The sequence below is a fragment of the Streptomyces marincola genome (assembly GCF_020410765.1).
GTDB classification, from domain to species: domain Bacteria; phylum Actinomycetota; class Actinomycetes; order Streptomycetales; family Streptomycetaceae; genus Streptomyces; species Streptomyces marincola.
This window is the reverse complement of record NZ_CP084541.1, coordinates 6,455,969-6,474,754: the sequence shown is the minus strand read 5'-3', so window position 1 is coordinate 6,474,754 and position 18,786 is coordinate 6,455,969. Positions and strand designations below refer to the sequence as shown.

Below are 18,786 nucleotides of genomic sequence, written 5' to 3'. Positions count from 1 at the left end.
GGCCCAACCGGCCTGCCCGCCCGGCCCCCCGGCCCGGCTAGGGGGTGCCGACCGGGACCCGCCACACGAGCCGGGTGCCGCCGTCCTCCGGGGTCGTCCAGCTCAGGTCGCCGCCGAGCCGCGTGGCGCGCTCGGCCATGTTCGCGAGGCCGCTGCGCCGGCCCCCGGGCGGGATGCCCACGCCGTTGTCGGCCACGGTGAGGCGCACCGTGCTGCCGTCCGTCTCCAGCGTGACATCGACGCGGTCGGCGCGGGCGTGCCTGGCGACGTTGGCCAGGGACTCGGACAGGACGGCCACGATGTGGTCGGCCGTCTCCCTGGGCACGTGGGTGTCGAGCAGCCCCTCCATGCGCAGGCCGGGCGCGAAGCCGAGGACCGGCGCCGCCTCGCCGACGACGTGGACGATCCGCGCGCGCGGGCCCGTGGACCGGTCGTCGTCGTGCAGCCGCAGGCCGAAAATGGTCGACCTGATGATCCTGATGGTCTCGTCGAGGTCGTCCACGGCCCGCAACACCCGTTCCTTGGCCTCGGTGTGGTCGATGAACCGGCCCGCGCTCTGCAACGTCATGCCGGTCGCGAACAGCCGCTGGATCGCGAGGTCGTGCAGGTCGCGGGCGATGCGGTCGCGGTCCTCGAACAGGGCGATCTGCTGGGCGTCACGGCGCCGTTCCGCCAGCTCCATGGCGACGGCCGCCTGCGCGGCGAACCCCCGCAGCGGGCCGGTCTCCTCGTCGCTGAACGGGCTCCGGCCCGCCGTCCTGACCAGCAGGACCACACCGCGTACGCCCGTGCCGGTGCCGATGGGCACGGCCACGGCGGGGCCGAGCCCGGTGAACCGCGGGGAGCCGGCCGAGACCCGCGGGTCGCTCGCGATGTCCGGGCTGGTGACGGGCACGGCAGTGGAGAAGGCGCGGCCGGTCAGGCTGGCGTCGAGCGGCAGCACGAGGCCGCGGTGCTTCTCCGCCTCCTGCCCGATGGCCAGTTCGACGGTGAGCGCGTCGGTGCCCGCCACCGGGACCGCGACCACGGCGAGCGCGGCGCCCGTGGTCTCCAGCGCCCGCTCGGCGATCATCGCGAGCACCTCGCCGCCCTCGCTGCCGGACATCAGGGCGTGCGTGATCTCCGCGCTGGACCGCAGCCAGCGCTCGCGCAGCCGGGACTCCTCGTACAGCCGGGCGTTGTCGATCGCCACCCCCGCCGCCACCGCGAGCGTGGACAGGATGGACTCGTCCTCCTCGTCGAACTCGGCGCCGCCGCGCTTCTCGGTCATGTACAGGTTGCCGAACACCTGGTCGCGCACCCGGATCGGCACCCCGAGGAAGGTGTGCATCGGGGGGTGGTGGGCGGGGACGCCGTAGGAGGAAGGGTGTTCCGACAGCCTGGCGAGGCGCAGCGGCTCGGGGTGCCGGATCAGCTCCCCGAGAATGCCGTGGCCCTCGGGGAAAGGGCCGATGCGGGCGATCTGCTCGTCGCTCATGCCGACCGTGAAGAAGTCGGTCAGCAGCCTGCCGTCGGGGCCTATCACGCCGAGCGCCGCGTACTCGGCGTCGACCAGCGCGGCGGCGGATTCGACGATCCGGCGCAGCGCCTGTTCGAGATCGAGTTCCCTGCCGACGCTGAGCACCGCCTCCAGCAGGCTGTGCACCCGGTCCCTGGTGCCGCGGGCCGCGTCGACGCGGGCCTGCAACTCCTCAAGCAGTTCGTCCAGGCGCAACTGCGGCAGCCGCACCCGGGCCTCCCCCGGCTCCACGGGATGTCCCACGGCTGCTCCTCTCACGTGATCCGGCTCACCGGCGGCGGGGCGTGCCCCGCCGCTTCGCCACGGTAACGGTCCCTCCCGCCGTCCTGGGCACGTGCCCGGTGCGCGGCTCCCCGGGGCCCTGGGGCCCGGCGGCCGGGGCCGGAGGGCCCTGGGGCGGGGCCGCGGGCCGGGGGAGCCTGGAGGTCCGGCTCATCGGTCCGAGGAGGGAACCCATGACGGTCGAGTTCACCGGCGCCCGCGGCGCAGCCGCCGCGGTGCGCGTGCGCCCGCAGGGCGACGCCGCCGCCGTGGCGCGGCGGCCCGGCGCGCTGAGCACGCGCCCGCGGGGGCGTCAGTGGCCACCGCGCAGCCGGTCGCGGACCTCGGTGGCGATGACGGCGGCCTGGATGCGCCGTTCCACGCCGAGCTTGGCGAGCAGGCGGGAGATGTGGTTCTTCACCGTCTTCTCGGCCAGGTAGAGGCGCTGGCCGATCTGGCGGTTGGTCAGGCCCTCGCCGATGAGGACCAGGATCTCGCGCTCCCGGTCGGTGAGCCCGGGCAGCGCGTCCCGTTCCTCCTCCTGGCGGCTGCCGCCGCGCAGCCTGGCCATCAGCTTGGTGGTGGCGCTCGGGTCGAGGAGCGACTGGCCGCGGGCCACGGTGCGCACGGCCGAGACGAGGTCGGAGCCCTGGATCTGCTTCAGCACGTAGCCGGCCGCGCCCGCCATGATCGAGTCGAGCAGCGCCTCCTCGTCGTCGAACGAGGTGAGCATGAGGCAGGCGAGTTCCGGCAGGCGGGAGCGCAGTTCGCGGCACACGGTCACGCCGTCGCCGTCCGGCAGGCGGACGTCGAGCACCGCGACGTCGGGGCGCAGGGCCGGGACGCGCGCCAGGGCCTGCGCGACGCTGCCGGCCTCACCGACCACCTCGATGTCCGGCTCGTCGTTCAGCAGGTCGTGGACCCCGCGCCGCACCACCTCGTGGTCGTCGAGGAGGAAGACCCTGGTCGGTGTGTCGGGGCCGGCCTGCTCGTCCGCCATCGGTCGCTCCTCGCGGTGTGTGCTGGGTCCGGGGCGTGGTTTCCCGGAGCAGCATGGTTTCCCGGGGCAGGGCCCGACGGCCAGGGCCGATCGGCCCTGATCCGGGGAACGCGCCGGACGTGGCCGGCCGCGCGGCCCGGCCCCGGCGGTCAGACGTACAGGGTGCCATCGGCGGCGATGGTCCCGTGCCCGCCGACGGTCACCCGGTGGACGTGCTCGCCCCGGCCCTGCGCGACGACCCGCATGAGGGAGGGGCGGCCCATCTCGACGCCCTGCGTGATCTCCAGCTCCTGGCCGTACGAGGCGAGGCCGTGCCTGGCCAGGTGCACGGCGAGGGGCCCGGCCGCGGAGCCGGTGGCCGCGTCCTCGACCACGCCGTAGGCCGGGGAGAACATCCGGGTGCGCCAGCGGCTGCCGCTCCCCGCGAAGCAGTTGGCGGCCATGTCGGGGAACGCGCCGAGCGCCCGGTGGTCGGGGCGCAGCGCCGAGAGCGCGGCCACGTCCGGCAGGCCGACGAACACGTGGCGCGGGCCGTTGCGGTAGATCTCCACCGGCAGCGTCGACGCGGGAACGCCGAGTGCCGCCAGCAGCTGTGCCGCGTGCTCGTAGGGCTCCCACGTCGGGATGGGCTGCCGCATCCGCGCCGCCGCGGCGCCGTCGTCGTCGAACAGTTCGATGGGGATGACGCCGAGCGCGGTCTCCAGCCGCAGGCTGTCCTTCTTGAGCCGCCGGCCGAGGGCGAGCGCGGTGCCGAGGATCGGGTGGCCGGCGAACGGCAGTTCGTTGACGGGGGTGAAGATGCGGATGTGGGCGTCGCCGCGCCGGGACGGGAGGACGAAGGTGGTCTCCGAGAGGTTGGTCTCCCGGGCGATGCGCTGCATCACCTCGGGCGTGAGGTCGTCCGCGTCGAAGAAGACGGCCACGGGGTTTCCCGCCAGCGGATGGCGGCTGAAGGCGTCCACCACCGTGTACCTGTGCATGGGGTCTCCTACCTCGGTGGGGCCGGGCCCGGCTCGCCGGGACCGGCAGGTGACCAGTGGCCCTCGACCGCGGCTTCGACGTCGAAGGCGAGGCGGTGGGTCGGCGGGCGGCCGATCAGTCCGGCCGCGAGGTTGGGTGGCAGGTGTGCGGGGCGCTCGTTCTCCCAGATCATCACCGCGCCCCACCGGTTGCCCGCGCGGTCGGCGATCCACAGCTTCAGGCGCAGGCCGGGCACCTGCGCCCAGGGCTCGACCGCGCCCGTGCGCAGGTGCTCGTTCAGGGAGTCGATGGTCCGGCCGGTGCCGTCCAGCTCCCACCAGACGAGCTCCGCCCTCATCGGTCGAGCACCCCCTGGATGAGCCGGGCCAGGATGCGGGGGCCGTCGACGGTCAGCACGGATTCGGCGTGGAACTGGACGGACGCGAAGTGCGGTCCGCGCAGGGCGTGCACCTCGCCGGTCCGCGCGTCCCTGCTGACGTCCACGACACCGGTGCCCGCCACCTCCCACTTGTCCTCGGCGCTGCGCGCGGCGAACGTGTTGTAGTAGCCGACGCGCTCGGCGGAGCCGAAGAGGTCGATCCTGCGGCGCGTGCCCTGGTGGGGAGCGGCCAGGCGCGTGAGGTGGAGGCCGAGGCGCCTGCTGAGGACCTGGTGGCTCAGGCACACCGCGAGGAAGGCGCGGCGTTCGGCGAGGAGGGCGTCGATCGCGGCGGCCAGGTGGCGGATCTTGGGGTCGGCGTCCCGGCGCGGGTCGCCGGGTCCCGGTCCCATCACCACGAGGTCGTGTCCGTCGAACGTGTAGGGCTCGTCGAAGCGGCGGACGGTCACGTCGAGGCCGATGGCGGACAGCTGGTGCCGGATCATCGCGGTGAAGGTGTCCTCGGCGTCGACGACCAGCGCGCTCACGCCGGCCAGGCGCGGCGCCGCGACGCCTCGTGCGCCGCCGCCGCTCAGCCAGAAGTCCGCGATGCCGTCGTTGCGCCGCCGCAGGGCCGCGCGGACGTCGGGGTGCCTGCCCAGCCGGCCGCTGTCCCCCGACTTCAGCGCGTCGAGCAGGGCCGCCGATTTGGCGCGGGTCTCGGCGGCCTCGGCCGCGGGTACCGAGTGGCGCACCAGGGTGGCGCCGACGTCGATGCGCGTGTGCCCGCGCGGATCGATGTCGGCGGTGCGGATGAGGATCGCGGAGTCGAGGGTGCGGTCCCCCGCGCGGTCGCGGCCGATGAGCGCGGCCACGCCGCTGTAGTACCCGCGCCCCTCCGGCTCGTGGCGGCTGATGACGCGGGCCGCGCTCTCCAGCGGGCTTCCGGTGACGGTGGGCGCGAACATCGTCTCGCGCAGGATCTCGCGCACGTCGCGCCGGGTGCGGCCCTCGATGAGGTATTCGGTGTGGGCCAGCCGTGCCATCTCCTTCAGGTAGGGGCCCTTGATGCGGGCCCCGCCGTCGCACAGGCGCGCCATCATCTTGAGTTCCTCGTCGACGACCATGTACAGCTCGTCGGTCTCCTTCTCGTCCGCGAGGAACGCGGTGAGCCCGGGGAGCGTGGGCCCGGTGGCGGGGTAGCGGTAGGTGCCGCTGACGGGGTTCATCGTGGCGGTGCCGCCGCGCAGGGAGACGTGGCGCTCGGGGGTGGCGCCGACGAGCGTCCGCTGCCCGGTGTGGATGACGAACGTCCAGTAGGCGCCCTGTTCGCGGCGGAGCAGGCTGCGGAAGAAGGAGAGCGCGTGCCGCGGCGAGAAGGCCCGGATGTCGGCGCGGAAGGAGCGTTTGATGACGAAGTTGGCGCCCTCGCCGGTGCCGATCTCGTCCGTGACGACGCGGCGGACGGTGTCCGCGTAGGCGTCGTCGTCCTCGTCGAAGCCGTGCGACGCCACCTCGGCCGGCACGTGGGGGACGCGGGCGAGCACGTCGGGCAGCGGCACCTCCTCCCGGTCCGTGATGGCCATCGCGACCAGCGGGGCGCCGTCGTCGGGTGCGGGGTATCCGCGTTCGGCGAGCTGCCGGTAGGGCACAAGGAGCAGCGTTCCGTGCCCCTCCGCGCGGTCGTCGTCGAGGGGGAGGTCCGCCAGCGTCCGCGGGTGGGTGATGTCGCCGGTCAGCACGTCGACGACGCCGGCGGTGCCGCTCTCCGGGCGGTGCAGCAGCGCGAACGGCGCGTGGGGCGCCGCGGCGGTCAGGAGGCGGTCGAGCAGGTCGGGGGTGCCGGCGGCCCGCGGCGCCTCCGGGCGCGGAGCGGGGGTGTGGGCGGTCATGGCAGCACCGCCCCGGTCGCGAGGACCATGCCGCAGCGCTGGGCCGCGTAGTCGAGGGCCATCCGGTGGTGGGCCTCGGAGAAGTCGCCGAGCGCGTCGGCGACGAGGAACGGCTCGATGTCGTGCGCGTAGGCGTCGAGCGCGGTCGCCAGCACCCCGACGTGGGCGTAGACCCCGCACAGCACGAGCTGGTCGCGGCCCGCGGCGCGCAGGCGCGCGAGCAGGTCGGTGCGGTGGAAGGCGCTGTAGCGCCACTTGGTGAACGTCCAGTCGCCCGGCGCGGGGGCGAGTTCCGCGACCACGTCGCGGTCGGCGGGCTCGGTGCGCATGCCCGGGCCCCAGAAGTCTTTGAGCAGGCCGCGTTCCTCGTCGGTCATCCGGCCGGGCTGGGCCGTGTAGGCCACGGGCACGCCCAGGGCGGCGCAGCGCGCGCGGAGCGTGCCGGCGTTGCGCACCAGCTCGGACCGCAGCGGTTCAGGGAAGGGCCGCAGGAAGTAGCGCTGCATGTCGTGCACGAGCAGCACCGCGCGTTCCGGCCGCACGCGCCAGTGCGCGCGGTTGCCGGGCGGGCCCGGCTCGGTGGGCAGCGGGTAGGGGGCGATGGCGGGGATGCCGGTCATCGGGCCGCGACCCGGCCGGAGCGCGGCGCGGCGACCAGGGCTGTGGTCTCCATGGGCAGCGCGGCGGCGCGCTCGACCTGCCAGCCGGCGCGGTCGAGCAGCGAGGTGAACTCCTCGACGCCGCGGTGCCGTCCGCCGGTCGTCATCAGCAGGTGGAGGTCCCACAGGGCGGGCAGCACGCTCGACTCCTCGTCCACCACCATCCGGTCGAGGACCAGCAGCCGGGCGGAGGGGTCGGTGATCGCCCGCCGGCAGTGGGCGAACGCCGCGACCGCGTCGTCGTCGTGCCAGCCGGCCAGCACCCGGCAGAAGACGTAGACGTCACCGCCCTCGGGAACCGCTTCGAACATGTCGCCGCCGACGAGTTCCACGCGGTCGAGCCCGATGGTGCGGGAGAGGTTCGCGCGGGCGAGGGGGATGACGTGCTCCCGGTCGAGGAGGGTGCCGCGGGCGTCGGGCACGGCGTCGAGGATCACCGAGAGCAGGTGGCCGTTGCCCCCGCCGCAGTCGACGATCGTCTTGCCTCCGGTGAAGTCGAAGACCTCGGGGACACTGTCGAAGAAGAGGTTGCCTGCCACCATCGCGCGCTGGAAGCGGTCCGCGAGGCCGGGGTGCTCGTCGAGGTGCGCGTAGAGGGGGCGGCCGTAGGCGAGTTCGAAGCCGGACGTCACGGTGCTGATGCTCTCGGCCGCGTGGCCCCAGGCCGTGTAGAACTCCTCGCCGTACAGCAGGCACATGTCGCGCAGGCTGCCGGGGGCGTCGAGCAGCGTCGCGCTCACCGGGGTGTTGCGGTAGCCGGCGCTGGGGCCGCCCTCGAACAGGCCCACCGCGACGAGGAGCCGCATGAGGCGGCGGATGCCGTCCTCCCGCGCGCCGGTCGCCGCCGCGAGTCCGGCGTCCGTGGTCACGCCCGCCGCTATGTGGTCGGGTAACCGGAGTTTCGCGGCGGTGTGAACGGCCTGCGCGCGCCAGCCGCCGGATATCAGTTCGACAGCCGCCTGAACGGCTTTGAAATCGGTGGTCACGTGTTTCTCCCCGGGCAGGGTCATATGACGTCGGCTCATGCTAGGAGCGGTGGTGCCGTCCAACCACAGGACCGCGAGTCCAACGCGGGACGTTGACCTGGTTGGACATCGGGGCGCCGCGTCCCGGCGCGCGGGGTGTCCAGCCGGCGGTTCGCCCGCACAGGGCACGTGGGGGAATCATGACCCGGTCTGCCGGCTCCTCGGCAGGTGACGTGACGTGGAAGGAAGACGGGAAAGCCATGACCAACGACATCGCGCCCGCCCATCCCCCGGTCGACGAAAAGGAACTGCGCGACCACAATCGCGCCATTGTCGAGCAGTACATGAACACGCGGGGCCAGGACCGCCTGCGCCGCCACTTGCTGTTCACCGAGGACGGGACGGGCGGGCTGTGGACGACGGAGAGCGGTGAGCCGATCGTCATTCGCGGGCGCGACCGGCTCGGCGATCACGCCGTTTGGTCGCTCAGGTGCTTCCCGGACTGGGCGTGGATCAACATCGAGATTTTCGACACCCAGGACCCCAACCGGTTCTGGGTCGAATGCGACGGCGAGGGGAAAATCCTGTTCCCCGGCTACCCCGAGGGACACTACCGCAACCACTTCCTCCATTCGTTCCTGTTCGAAGGGGGAAAGATCAAGCAGCAGCGGGAGTTCATGAACCCGTGCCAGCAGTTCCGCGCCCTGGGGATCGCCGTGCCCGAGATCCGCAGGGAAGGAATCCCCACCTGAGCGGAGCGGCCCCGTGGACTCAAGCAGGTTCGAATCCCTCACCGGCACGGTCGGCCTCGACTTCCCCGAGTACGACGCGCCGCCCGACCGCCCCCTGGGGCTCGTCCGGCGCTGGCTGGCCGAGGCCACCGAGCGCGGCGTCCGCGAGCCCCGCTCCATGGCGCTCGCCACCTCGGACCGGGACGGCCGGGCCTCCAACCGCATGGTGACCGTGACCCGGCTCGACGACGCCGGCCTCGTCTTCAGCACGCACGCCACCAGCCGCAAGGGGCGCGAGATGGAGGCGACGGGCTGGGCGTCGGGCCTGCTGTACTGGCGGGAGACCAGCCAGCAGGTCGTGCTGTCGGGGCCGGTCGCCCGGCTCGGCGACGAGGAGTCCGACGCACTGTGGGCGGCGCGCCCCGTCCCGCTGCACCCCATGTCGCACCTGTCCCACCAGAGCGAGCCGCTGGGGGACGCCGAGGCGCTGCGCGGCCGGGCCCGCCGCCTTGAGGCGGCGGGCGCGCCGCTGCCCCGCCCGGCGAGGTTCGCCGGCTACCTGCTCGGCCCCGAGTCGGTGGAGTTCTGGTCGGCCGCCCCCGACCGCCTGCACCGCCGGCTGCGGTACGACAGGGACGCGGGCGAGGCGGAAGGCTGGCGCGTCACCCGCCTCCAGCCGTGAGGCCGCGGCCTTCCGCGCCACCGCGGGGCCGAGGCCCCGCGGTGGCGCGCGACGCCCAGCAGCCCGGTCACCGGGCGCCCGGCTCGCCTCCCGGGCGCACCCGCAGCGCGAAGTCCCGCCAGAAGTCGGCGTATTCGACGGCCAGCCGGTGAACGGCACCGCGCCAGTGCGGCGGGACGCTGCGGACGAGCGCGTCGCGCTTCTCGTCCGACAGGGCGTTGGCGGCCAGGACGCGCAGCAGGAAGCGCCCCTGGTCGGAGTATTTCAGGGCCGGGTCGCCGAGCAGCCCGTCGAGCCGGTGGGGCTCCTCCCGCGCGCCCCTGGCCGGCCGGGGGTCGGGGACGGCGCGCAGCAGCGGTCTTGAGGGGCTTTCCGGTCTGGGCCCGGACCGGCCCGCGGGCAGCGGGTCATCGCCCCGCCGCAGCCGTTCCCTGACGTCCCGCACCGTCCACGGCGATATGCCGGCCTCCCTGGCGACCGCTCGGAGCGATGCCCCGGGATTCTCCCTGATCACCTCGGCCGCCCGCAGCCGCCCGGCCGTGCTGTCGACGGGGCGCGCCCTGCCGTCCCTCCCCACCCTGACGGCGGCGGGGAGCACGCCGGCGGCCGTGTCGCGCCGCAGCGTGCGGACCGTCTTCGTGGAGAGCGCCGCGATGGCGGCGACCACGCCGTCCGACCATTCCGGGTGGGAGGCGAGGATGCGCCGCGCCGCCGCCGTGCGTTCGGAAAGGGTCAGCGGAAGGCCGTGGCGCGTGTTCCGCTCCACGGACAGGGCGAACGCCTCGCTCTCCGATCCGTCGAAGAACCGGACGGCTATCCACGTTCTGCCCGAATCGCCCGCCACCCGCAGCCGGTGCCTTCCGTCAATCACGCGCATGGTGGGCCGGTGGACGATGATGGGCGGTAACTCCCCCTCCGATTCGGCGAGTACTTTCACGTGCACCTGGTCCTCGGCCGAGGAACGCGGCGAATCGGCGGCGGTGAGCGCGGCGACGGGCACCATTTCGATGGCCGAAAGCACGCGCGCCCACCTGGCGCGCAGGAATGCGAAGTCGTCTCCTGGCTGAACGGCGGCACGGGGCGGCACGATATTGCGGCTCATTGAGGGCTCCTTCATGGCCTTCCGACGGCATGTTCGCTCGATCACGCTCGGATGGTCACATGCCGTCAGCAGGCTCGGGCGCCGCCACGGAAACGTCGCTCGGCGTCGGCGACGCGGCAGGCCCGGCCGCTGCGCCACGAGACACCATTCCAGATGATCCCCTGGAGAACTCCGGGAATAACCCCGCCGCAGGGGGTTAATTTTCGCTGAAATCAAAGTCCTGGCACTGGGGCCCGAGTGCACTCGTGGGGCGGTTGTGCCGTGCGGAGCGCCCTACCGGCGGCGCCGTCCGCCCCGGTCGGGGCGGACGGCGCCGCGGGCGGGAGGGCCGCGGGTCAGCGCGGGGGGCCGGCTTCGCCGGCCGGCCCCTGGGCCATCCGCCGCCGCTGCGCGGCCATGAACACGTCCAGTTTGTGGTCGAGTTCCGTGGCCGGCGGCAACGCGCTGAACAGCGCTTTCGCCCGCTGGGTGAGCTGCCCGGCCGCGCTCCGGTCGGTGATGGCGTAGGGCGCGCCGGCCTTCACCGCGGCCACCACCATGGGGCCTGCCGCGTCCGGGTCCATGCCGAGGTTGCGCAGGAAGCTGGTCTCGTCCCGCTCGCGCCGCTCGTCGCGCTCCCGCTCCTCGGCGGACGCCTCGGGGCGCGGGGCGGCGCCGTCCCTGGCCGTGCGCGAGGTGGCGGCCAGGTTCGTCGCCACCACGCCGGGGCACAGGACCGTGACGCCGACCGGGTGGCCCTCCAGGGCGAGTTGCTTGCCGAGGGACTCGGAGAGTCCGACCACCGCGGTCTTCGACGTCTCGTAGATGGTCGAGCCGCCCGCGGGGGCGAGACCGACCGCGGAGGCGGTGTTCACCACGTGCCCCGGCTCGCCGCGCGCGATGATGCGCGGCAGGAACGTCTGGATTCCGTTGATCACCCCGCCGATGTTGATGCCCACGTAGAGGTCCCACAGCTCGTAGGACATCTCGGCGATCGACAGCGGCCCGCCGATGCCGGCGTTGTTGACCAGCAGCGTCACCGGGCCGACGCGCGCCTCCGCCGCGTCCGCGACGCTCGCGAACGCCGCGCGGTCGCGCACGTCGAGGCGGAAGGCCGCCACGGTGGTGAGTGCGGACAGTTCGGCTTCCGCCTTGTCCAGTGCCTCCTGGTCGATGTCGGTGATCGCGAGTCCGACGCCCTCCCGGGCGAAGGCGCGGGCGATGCCGAGGCCGATTCCCTGGGCGGCACCGGTGATGAACGCGGTCCGCCCGGCCAGTTCGAGCACGGTGTGCTCCCTTCTGCTTCGCTGCTGTGCGCGGCCGGCGGGCTCTCGCCCGCGCCGGCCGCCGTTGGTCCCGGGCGGGGCCGCGGGACCGGGCTGCTCACGCCTCGAACCGCTGGCGCAGCCACTCGTCCAGGACTCCGGCGGTGTGCGTGCCGCCCGGCCCCTCGATCACGGAGAAGTGGTTGCCCGGCACGGCGATCGACGTGTGCGGGTGCTTCCAGTCGGCCACCGAGTCCTCTCCTTCCGCGTCCGGGTCGATGCGTTCGCTCGCCCGCAGGAGCAGCGTTTCCGCGGCCACCTGCCGGGGCTCGAACCGCATGCCCATGTACCGGGCCCGCGCGGTCACCCACGCGTCGCCCCAGTCCTCGCCGAGCTGGTCCTGCTGGCTGCCGCGGTCGAGCACGCCGCTGGCGATGTTCTTCACCCACGGGTCGTCCTCGTTGTAGCCGTAGAGGTCCATCCAGTGGGTGTCGATCATCACCAGGGCGGCCGGGCCGGAACCGGCCTGTTCGAGCCGGTGGGTGATGGCGTTGGCGAGGAAGCCGCCGATGGAGTAGCCGACCACGACGAACGGATCGTCGCCCATCTCCCGGCGGATCGCCTCGGCCTGGGCGTCGACGAGCGCGTCGAGCCCGCTGGGCAGTTGCTCGCCGCTCTTGAAACCGGGCAGCGCGAGCACGGACAGGGACCGGTTCCCGGTGAAGCCGGCCGCGAACGTCGAGTACTGGTAGGGGCTCGGCTTCCACGCGAAGGTCGGCACGCACACCAGCCGCGGCAGCCGCGGGCCGCGGGCCAGCGGGGTCAGGCGCGGCAGCTCGGCGATGTCCTCGGCCGAGGTGAACCTCGGGCGGAACTCGGCCAGTTGCAGCATGACCTCGTGCAGCTGGGGGCCGCGTCCCGCGGCGAACTGCGTCTGCCACATCGCGCTGATCGACTCCGGCGCCGGGGGCGCGGCGGGAGCCGCCGCCACGGGTGCCGCGCCGGAGGCCAGGGTGTCGCGCAGTTCTTCCGTCAGGTGCCGGGCCAGCGCGAGGGGCGTCGGGTGCTCGAAGATCAGCGTGGGCGCCAGTTCGAGGCCGGTCGCGGCGTTGAGGCGGTTGCGCAGCTCCACGGCGGTGAGCGAGTCGAACCCGAGGGCCAGGAACTCCCGCCCGGTGTCGATGCCTTCGGCGTCGGCGAAGCCGAGCACCACCGCGACGTGGTCGCGGACCAGGGCGAGCAGCGCCTGCTCGCGTGCGGCCTCGTCCAGGCCGGCGAGCCGGGCGTTCAGCGCCCCGGCGTCGGTGGTCGCGGCGGCGCCGCCGGTCGCGCGCTCCACGGAACGGCGCTGCGCGGGCGGGCGGATCAGTGCCCGCATCATCGCGGGCAGGCTCGCCGCCGAGCCGGCCGCGGCGGCCAGGCCGCGGATGCCCGCGAGGTCGAGGCGCGCGGTGACCAGCAGGGCCTCGTCGGTGCGGACGGCCGCGTCGAACAGGGCGTTGCCCTCCTGGGCGGTCAGGGGCACGAGTCCGTTGCCCGAGATCCGGTCCCGGTCGCGTCCGCCGAGGTGCCCGGTCATGCCGCTCGCGTCCGCCCAGAACCCCCACACGAGCGAGGTGGCGGGCAGCCCCCGGGCGCGCCGGTGGTGGGCCAGGGCGTCGAGGAAGGCGTTGGCCGCCGCGTAGTTGCCCTGCCCCGGGCCGCCGAAGACACCGGCGGCCGAGGAGTAGAGAGCGAACATGGACAGGTCGGCGTCGCGCGTCAGCTCGTGCAGGTTCAGCGCGGCGTCGACCTTGGGCCGCCACACGCGGTGGACCTGCTCCTCGGTGAGCGAGGCGAGGACGCCGTCGTCCAGCACGCCCGCGGCGTGGACGACGCCGGTCAGCGGGTGTTCGGCCGGGATGGCGGACAGGACGGCGGCCAGTTCGCCGCGGTCGGCCGCGTCGCAGGCGGCGATCTCCACGCGGGCCCCCGACTCGGCCAGCTCGGCGGCCAGTTCGGCCGCGCCCGGCGTCTCAAGACCCCTGCGGCTGGTGAGCACGAGGGACCGCACGCCGCGCTCGGTGACCAGGTGGCGGGCGAGGATCGAGCCGAGCGTTCCGGTGCCGCCGGTGATCAGCACCGTGCCCTGCGGGTCGAGGGCGGGCGGCACGGTGAGCACGATCTTCCCGATGTGCTTGGCCTGCGACATGAAACGGAACGCCTCCGGCGCCCGCCGCACATCCCACATGGTGATCGGCAGCGGACGCAGGGCTCCCGTCTCGAAGAGCCGCACGATCTCGGCCAGGATCTCGCCGACCCGCTGCTCGCCGGCGTCCCCGAGGTCGTAGGCCCGGTAGCGGACTCCGGGGTGGTCGGCGGCGACCTGTTCCGGGTCGCGGATGTCGGTCTTGCCCATGGAGGTGAACCGGCCGCCGCGCGGCAGCAGTTCGAGGGAGGCGTCCACGAACTCCCGCGCCAGCGAGTCCAGCACCACATCCACACCGGCGCCGTCGGTCGCGGCGAGGAAGGTGTCGCGGAAGTCCAGATCGCGCGAGGACGCGATCCGCTCCACCGGCACCCCCAGCTCCCGCACGGTCGCCTGCTTGGCCTCGCTCGCGGTGGCGAACACCGTCGCCCCCAGGTGCTGCGCGAGCTGCACCGCCGCCATGCCCACACCGCCCGCGGCAGCGTGGACCAGCACCGACTCCCCCGCCCGCAGCCCGGCCAGGTCCACCAGGCCGTAGTACGCGGTCACGAACGCCACCGGCACCGACGCCGCCTGCTCGAACGACCACCCCTCGGGGACGCGGACCACGGCGCGTGCCGGGGTGATCGCCAGGGGGCCGAAGCCCTTGGGGATCAGGCCCATCACCCGGTCGCCCACGGCCAGGCCGGTCACATCGGCGCCGACCTCGACCACCACACCGGCGGCCTCGCTGCCCAGCGGCGCCTCCTCCGGGTACATGCCGAGGCCGAGCAGCACGTCGCGGAAGTTGAGGCCGGCCGCCCGGACGGCGACGCGCACCTCGTTCGGGGCGAGCGGGTCGTGGGCCTCGGGCGTCGCGACCAGGGCCAGGTCCTCCAGGGTGCCCGAGCCCGTGGCGCGCAGCGCCCAGGCGGTCGCGTCGGCCGGCGGGGCCAGCGCGCCGCCGTGCGCCCGCACCAGGCGGGGCACCAGGGCCTGCGCGGCGCGGATCGCCACCTGCGGCTCGCTCGCGGCCATGGCGGCGAGCACGGCGGCGACCAGTTCCTGCTCCGCACCGGTCGCGGGATCGACATCGAGCAGCAGGAAGCGGTCGGGGTGTTCGGACTGCGCCGAGCGCAGCAGGCCCCAGAGCGGGGCGTTGCGGAGGTCGGTGACCTCCTGCCCCGGGCCGGTGGCGATCGCTCCCTGGGTGACCACGACCAGCCGGGTCTCGGTCAGCCGTTCGTCGGCCAGCCATTCCTGGGCGACGCGCAGGACGTCCACGACGACGTCGGGGCTCGCCTCACCCGCCGGCTCGCCGGGCGGGCAGGTCAGCAGCATGACGGCGGGCGCGGGCACCCCGGCGTCGAGCACGGCGCGCAGGGAGTCCAGGTCGGGATAGGCGTCGATGGCCAGGCCGGCCGCGTGCACGGCGGCCCCGACGCCGAACGCCTCATCGCCCAGCACCGCCCACACGCCGAAGGGCACGCTGTCGGTGTCGATGGGCAGGCCGGTCCAGTCCACGCGGAACAGGGACTCGGCCCCCGCCTGGTCGTCCGCGGCGAGCTGGCCGGCGGTGACCGGCCGCAGCACCAGCGATTCGGCGCGCGCGACGGTCCGGCCCGAGGAGTCCGCCACCAGCAGGGAGACTTCCTCGGGGCCGGCCGACTTGAGGCGCACCCGCAGCCGCGCCGCGCCGGTGGCGTGCAGGGACACGCCGGTCCAGGCGAACGGCAGCAGCAGCGTGTCCCTGGCCTCGTCGGACGCGGCCACGGCGTTCGCGTGGAGTGCGGCGTCGAGCAGGGCGGGGTGGATGCCGAAGCGGGCGGCGTCGGCCTGCGCCGTCTCCGGCAGGGCGACCTCGGCGTAGATCTCCTCGCCGCGCCGCCAGGCGGCGCGCAGCCCTTGGAACACCGGCCCGTACTCGTAGCCGGCCTCGGCGGCGGCCGGGTAGAAGGCGGAGACGTCGACCGGTTCCGCGCCCTGCGGCGGCCAGTTCGTGAGGTCCTCGGTGCCGCCGGTGTGCGGCTCGTCGGTCAGGATGCCTTCGCCGTGGCAGGTCCAGGGCAGTGCCGGATCGGCGTCCTCGGCACGCGAGTACACGTGCACGCTCCTGCGCCCGTCCTCACCCGGCACACCGACCACGACCTGAAGCTGAACGCCCCCCTCATCCGGCAGCAGCAGCGGCGCCTGAAGCGTCAGTTCCCGCAGCTGACCGCAGCCGACCTCATCACCCGCACGCAACGCCAACTCGACAAAACCCGTCCCCGGCAGCAGCACCGTGCCGTTCACCGCGTGATCCGCCAGCCACGGATGCGTACGCGACGACAACCGCCCCGTCAGCAGCACACCGCCGTCCACGGCCAGCGTGACCGAGGCACCGAGCAACGGGTGCTCGGCGGCGCGCAGACCGGCACCGCTGACGTCCACGTCCTGGGCGCCGCTGTCCAGCCAGTAGGGAGAGCGCTGGAAGGCGTAGGTGGGCAGGTCCACGCGGTGCACGGCGCGCCCGGCGTAGAACGCCGCCCAGTCCACGGTGGCGCCGTTGACCCACAGTTCGGCAGCGGAAGCCACCAACCGCGCGGCCTCGTCCTCGTTGCGGCGCAGCGTGCCCACCACCACGGCGTCCTGCGCGCCCGCGGACTCCGCGATCTCCTGCACGCTCATCGTCAGCACCGGGTGGGCGCTGACCTCAACCACCGACCGGAACCCCAACGACAGAGCCGTGCCCACCGCGTCGGCGAACCGCACCGGCTGCCGCAGATTCCGATACCAGTACCCCGCATCCATCCCGGCCGTGTCCAGCACCTCACCCGACACCGCCGACACCAACGGCACCCGAGACGAACGGGGCTCGATGGGGGCGAGGTCGGCCAGGATCCGCTCCTCGATCGCCTCGACGTGCGGGGAGTGGGAGGCGTAGTCCACCGGCACCCGACGCGCCCGCACCCCCGCCGCCTCAGCGGCAGCGATCACCGCGTCGAGCCCCGCCACATCACCCGCCACCACCGTCGCCGACGGCCCGTTCAACGCCGCCACCGACACCCCACCCGCACCAGCCTCAGCCAGCAACTCCTCCACCCGCCCCGCACCCGCAGCCAGGGACACCATGCCCCCGCCACCGGCCAACTCACGAATCGCGAGCGAGCGCAGCGCCACCACCCGCGCGCCATCCGCCAGCGACAACGCACCCGCCACCACCGCGGCGGCGATCTCGCCCTGGGAATGCCCCACGACCGCAGAGGGCACCACACCCACCGACTCCCACACCGCCGCCAACGACACCATCACCCCCCACAGCACCGGCTGAACCACATCCACCCGCTCCAGCCAGCTCTCATCCGCACCCCGCAGCACCTCGACCAACGACCACTCCACGAACGGCGCCAACGCCTCCCCGCACTCACCCAACCGCGCCGCGAACACCGGCGAGCACTCCAACAACCCACGCCCCATACCCACCCACTGCGACCCCTGCCCCGGGAACACAAACAGCAGGCCGGTGTCCTCGGCACCGGTGCCGTGCGTGGCGTTGACCGCCGGGCTGTCCGCCGCGACGGCCCGGAGCCCGCTGACCAGCTCGCCCCGCTCCGCACCCCAGACGACCGCCCGGTGCTCCAGTGCCGCGCGGCCCGTGATGAGGCTCCAGCCGATGTCGGCGGGTTCGGCGCGCTCGGCCGCGTCGGCCACGCGCTCGGCCTGCGCGGCCAGCGCCGCGGCGCCCCGGGCGGAGACGATCCAGGGCAGCAACGGCGCCGTCCAGGCGCGCGGCGCGTCCCCGGCCGGGGGAACGACGGGCCCGTCGGCGGCGGCGTCGGCCGGTGCCTCCTCCACGATCAGGTGGGAGTTGGTGCCGCTGATGCCGAACGAGGAGACGCCGGCGCGGCGAGGCCGCTCACCGGCGGGCCACGGGCGGGAACGGGTGAGGAGTTCCACGGCTCCGGCCGACCAGTCGACCTTGGGAGTCGGCTCGTCGACGTGCAAGGTGCGCGGCAGCACGCCTTCCCGCATCGCCATCACCATCTTGATGACGCCCGCGACTCCGGCGGCGGCCTGGGCGTGGCCGATGTTCGACTTCACCGAGCCCAGCCACAGCGGCCGGTCCTCAGGACGGCCCTGGCCGTAGGTGGCGATCAGTGCCTGGGCCTCGATCGGGTCGCCCAGCGTGGTGCCCGTGCCGTGCGCCTCGACCGCGTCCACGTCGGCGGCCGAAAGACCGGCGTTGGCCAGCGCCTGTCGGATGACGCGCTGCTGCGAGGGGCCGTTCGGCGCGGTCAGACCGTTACTGGCGCCGTCCTGGTTGACCGCCGAGCCACGGATGACGGCGAGCACCTGGTGGCCGTTCCGCCGCGCGTCGGACAGTCGTTCGAGGACGACCATGCCGACGCCCTCGCCCGGGCCGAAGCCGTCGGCCGCCGCCGAGAAGGCCCGGCAGCGGCCGTCCGCCGAGGCGCCTTTGAGGCGGCTCTGGAGAACGAAGCTGGTCGGGGTGCTCATGACCGTGACGCCGCCCGCCAGGGCGAGAGAGCACTCGCCGTTGCGCAACGCCTGCGCCGCGAGGTGCATGGCCACCAGCGAGGAGGAGCAGGCCGTGTCGAGCGAGACGGCTGGTCCTTCGAGGCCCAGGGTGTAGGCGATCCGCCCCGACACCACGCTGGGCGAGTTGCCCGTGCCGAGGAAGATCTCGATCTCGTCCGGGGCGCTGACGATGCGGCTGGTGTACTCGGAGGGCAGGGTGCCCGCGAAGACGCCGATCTGGCTGCCGCGCAGCCCGGTGGGCGGTATGCCCGCCCGTTCGAACGCCTCCCACGACGTCTCAAGCAGCAGCCGCTGCTGCGGGTCCATCGCCAGCGCCTCACGCGGGCTGATGCCGAAGGGCGCGGGGTCGAAGGAGGTGGCGTCCCGCAGGAAGCCGCCCTCGACGACGTAGCTCTTGCCCGGCTGCTCCGGGTCCGGGTCGTAGAGGCTTTCCAGGTCCCAGTCCCGGTCGGTGGGGAACTTGTCGACCGCGTCCACCTCGTCGCGGACGACCCGCCACAGGTCCTCGGGGGACTCGACGCCGCCGGGGAACCGGCAGGCCATGCCGACGATGGCGATCGGCTGGTGCTCCTCCAGCTCCTTGACCCGCCGCCGGACCTGGCGCAGGTCCGCCGTCGCCCGCTTGAGGTACTCACGGAGCTTGTCTTCGTTGTTCATCCCTAAGTCACCTAATTCAGGCCGTGTCG

Annotated in this window: 11 protein-coding genes and 1 pseudogene; 2 read left to right on the top strand and 10 right to left on the bottom strand. The window is 73.9% G+C overall.

Annotated features, from left to right (window positions below):
- Positions 1-37: 37 nt before the first annotated feature.
- From LC193_RS28250 to LC193_RS28220, 7 genes are all read right to left on the bottom strand, one after another.
- Positions 38-1,762 carry a GAF domain-containing sensor histidine kinase gene (locus tag LC193_RS28250; RefSeq protein ID WP_226078214.1) on the bottom strand — a complete coding sequence of 575 codons (1,725 nt, stop codon included), beginning with the start codon at positions 1,760-1,762 and terminating at the stop codon, positions 38-40.
- 331 nt (positions 1,763-2,093) lie between these two features.
- Entirely contained in the window at positions 2,094-2,780 is a 687-nt protein-coding gene (locus tag LC193_RS28245; RefSeq protein ID WP_226078213.1) for a response regulator, read from the bottom strand.
- Positions 2,781-2,929: 149 nt separating this feature from the next.
- Complete coding sequence (locus tag LC193_RS28240) at positions 2,930-3,760, bottom strand: PhzF family phenazine biosynthesis protein (protein WP_226078212.1); 831 nt, start codon at positions 3,758-3,760, stop codon at positions 2,930-2,932.
- Between the two features lie 8 nt (positions 3,761-3,768).
- Complete coding sequence (locus LC193_RS28235; RefSeq protein WP_226078211.1) at positions 3,769-4,098, bottom strand: hypothetical protein; 330 nt, start codon at positions 4,096-4,098, stop codon at positions 3,769-3,771.
- Positions 4,095-6,011 carry an anthranilate synthase family protein gene (locus LC193_RS28230; protein WP_226078210.1) on the bottom strand — a complete coding sequence of 639 codons (1,917 nt, stop codon included), beginning with the start codon at positions 6,009-6,011 and terminating at the stop codon, positions 4,095-4,097. Before LC193_RS28230 ends, LC193_RS28235 begins: the two co-directional genes overlap by 4 nt.
- A complete protein-coding gene (locus tag LC193_RS28225; protein WP_226078209.1) occupies positions 6,008-6,631 on the bottom strand; it encodes an isochorismatase family protein in 624 nt (207 codons plus the stop codon). Before LC193_RS28225 ends, LC193_RS28230 begins: the two co-directional genes overlap by 4 nt.
- On the bottom strand, positions 6,628-7,656 hold the full coding sequence (locus LC193_RS28220) for an acetylserotonin O-methyltransferase (RefSeq protein ID WP_226078208.1): 1,029 nt from the start codon (positions 7,654-7,656) through the stop codon (positions 6,628-6,630). Before LC193_RS28220 ends, LC193_RS28225 begins: the two co-directional genes overlap by 4 nt.
- 239 nt (positions 7,657-7,895) lie before the next feature.
- On the opposite strand from LC193_RS28220, the gene LC193_RS28215 reads away from it, so the two are divergent.
- Together LC193_RS28215 and phzG are read left to right on the top strand one after the other, a co-directional pair.
- Positions 7,896-8,387, top strand: coding sequence for a PhzA/PhzB family protein (locus tag LC193_RS28215; protein ID WP_226078207.1), 492 nt, complete (start codon positions 7,896-7,898; stop codon positions 8,385-8,387).
- Between the two features lie 13 nt (positions 8,388-8,400).
- Positions 8,401-9,048, top strand: a complete 648-nt coding sequence (phzG, locus tag LC193_RS28210) for a phenazine biosynthesis FMN-dependent oxidase PhzG (RefSeq protein WP_226078206.1) — start codon at positions 8,401-8,403, stop codon at positions 9,046-9,048.
- 67 nt (positions 9,049-9,115) lie between these two features.
- On the opposite strand, the gene LC193_RS28205 is transcribed toward phzG, so the two are convergent.
- The 3 genes and pseudogenes from LC193_RS28205 to LC193_RS28195 form a co-directional block, all read right to left on the bottom strand.
- The gene (locus LC193_RS28205) at positions 9,116-10,150 is read right to left on the bottom strand and encodes a ParB/RepB/Spo0J family partition protein (RefSeq protein WP_226078205.1); all 1,035 of its coding nucleotides are present in this window, start codon (positions 10,148-10,150) and stop codon (positions 9,116-9,118) included.
- A gap of 335 nt (positions 10,151-10,485) precedes the next feature.
- Positions 10,486-11,415: an SDR family NAD(P)-dependent oxidoreductase gene (locus LC193_RS28200; RefSeq protein ID WP_226078204.1), complete on the bottom strand. Its 930-nt coding sequence runs from the start codon at positions 11,413-11,415 to the stop codon at positions 10,486-10,488.
- A 97-nt stretch (positions 11,416-11,512) separates the two neighbouring features.
- Positions 11,513-18,739: pseudogene (locus LC193_RS28195) on the bottom strand (SDR family NAD(P)-dependent oxidoreductase); the annotation flags it as partial.
- Positions 18,740-18,786 lie beyond the last annotated feature (47 nt).

Coding starts and splice junctions, on each gene's coding strand:
- LC193_RS28205 (WP_226078205.1), bottom strand. CDS start 10,150: ATGAGCCGCAATATCGTGCCGCCCCGTGCCGCCGTTCAGCCAGGAGAC.
- LC193_RS28230 (WP_226078210.1), bottom strand. CDS start 6,011: ATGACCGCCCACACCCCCGCTCCGCGCCCGGAGGCGCCGCGGGCCGCC.
- LC193_RS28215 (WP_226078207.1), top strand. CDS start 7,896: ATGACCAACGACATCGCGCCCGCCCATCCCCCGGTCGACGAAAAGGAA.
- LC193_RS28240 (WP_226078212.1), bottom strand. CDS start 3,760: ATGCACAGGTACACGGTGGTGGACGCCTTCAGCCGCCATCCGCTGGCG.
- LC193_RS28245 (WP_226078213.1), bottom strand. CDS start 2,780: ATGGCGGACGAGCAGGCCGGCCCCGACACACCGACCAGGGTCTTCCTC.
- LC193_RS28225 (WP_226078209.1), bottom strand. CDS start 6,631: ATGACCGGCATCCCCGCCATCGCCCCCTACCCGCTGCCCACCGAGCCG.
- LC193_RS28235 (WP_226078211.1), bottom strand. CDS start 4,098: ATGAGGGCGGAGCTCGTCTGGTGGGAGCTGGACGGCACCGGCCGGACC.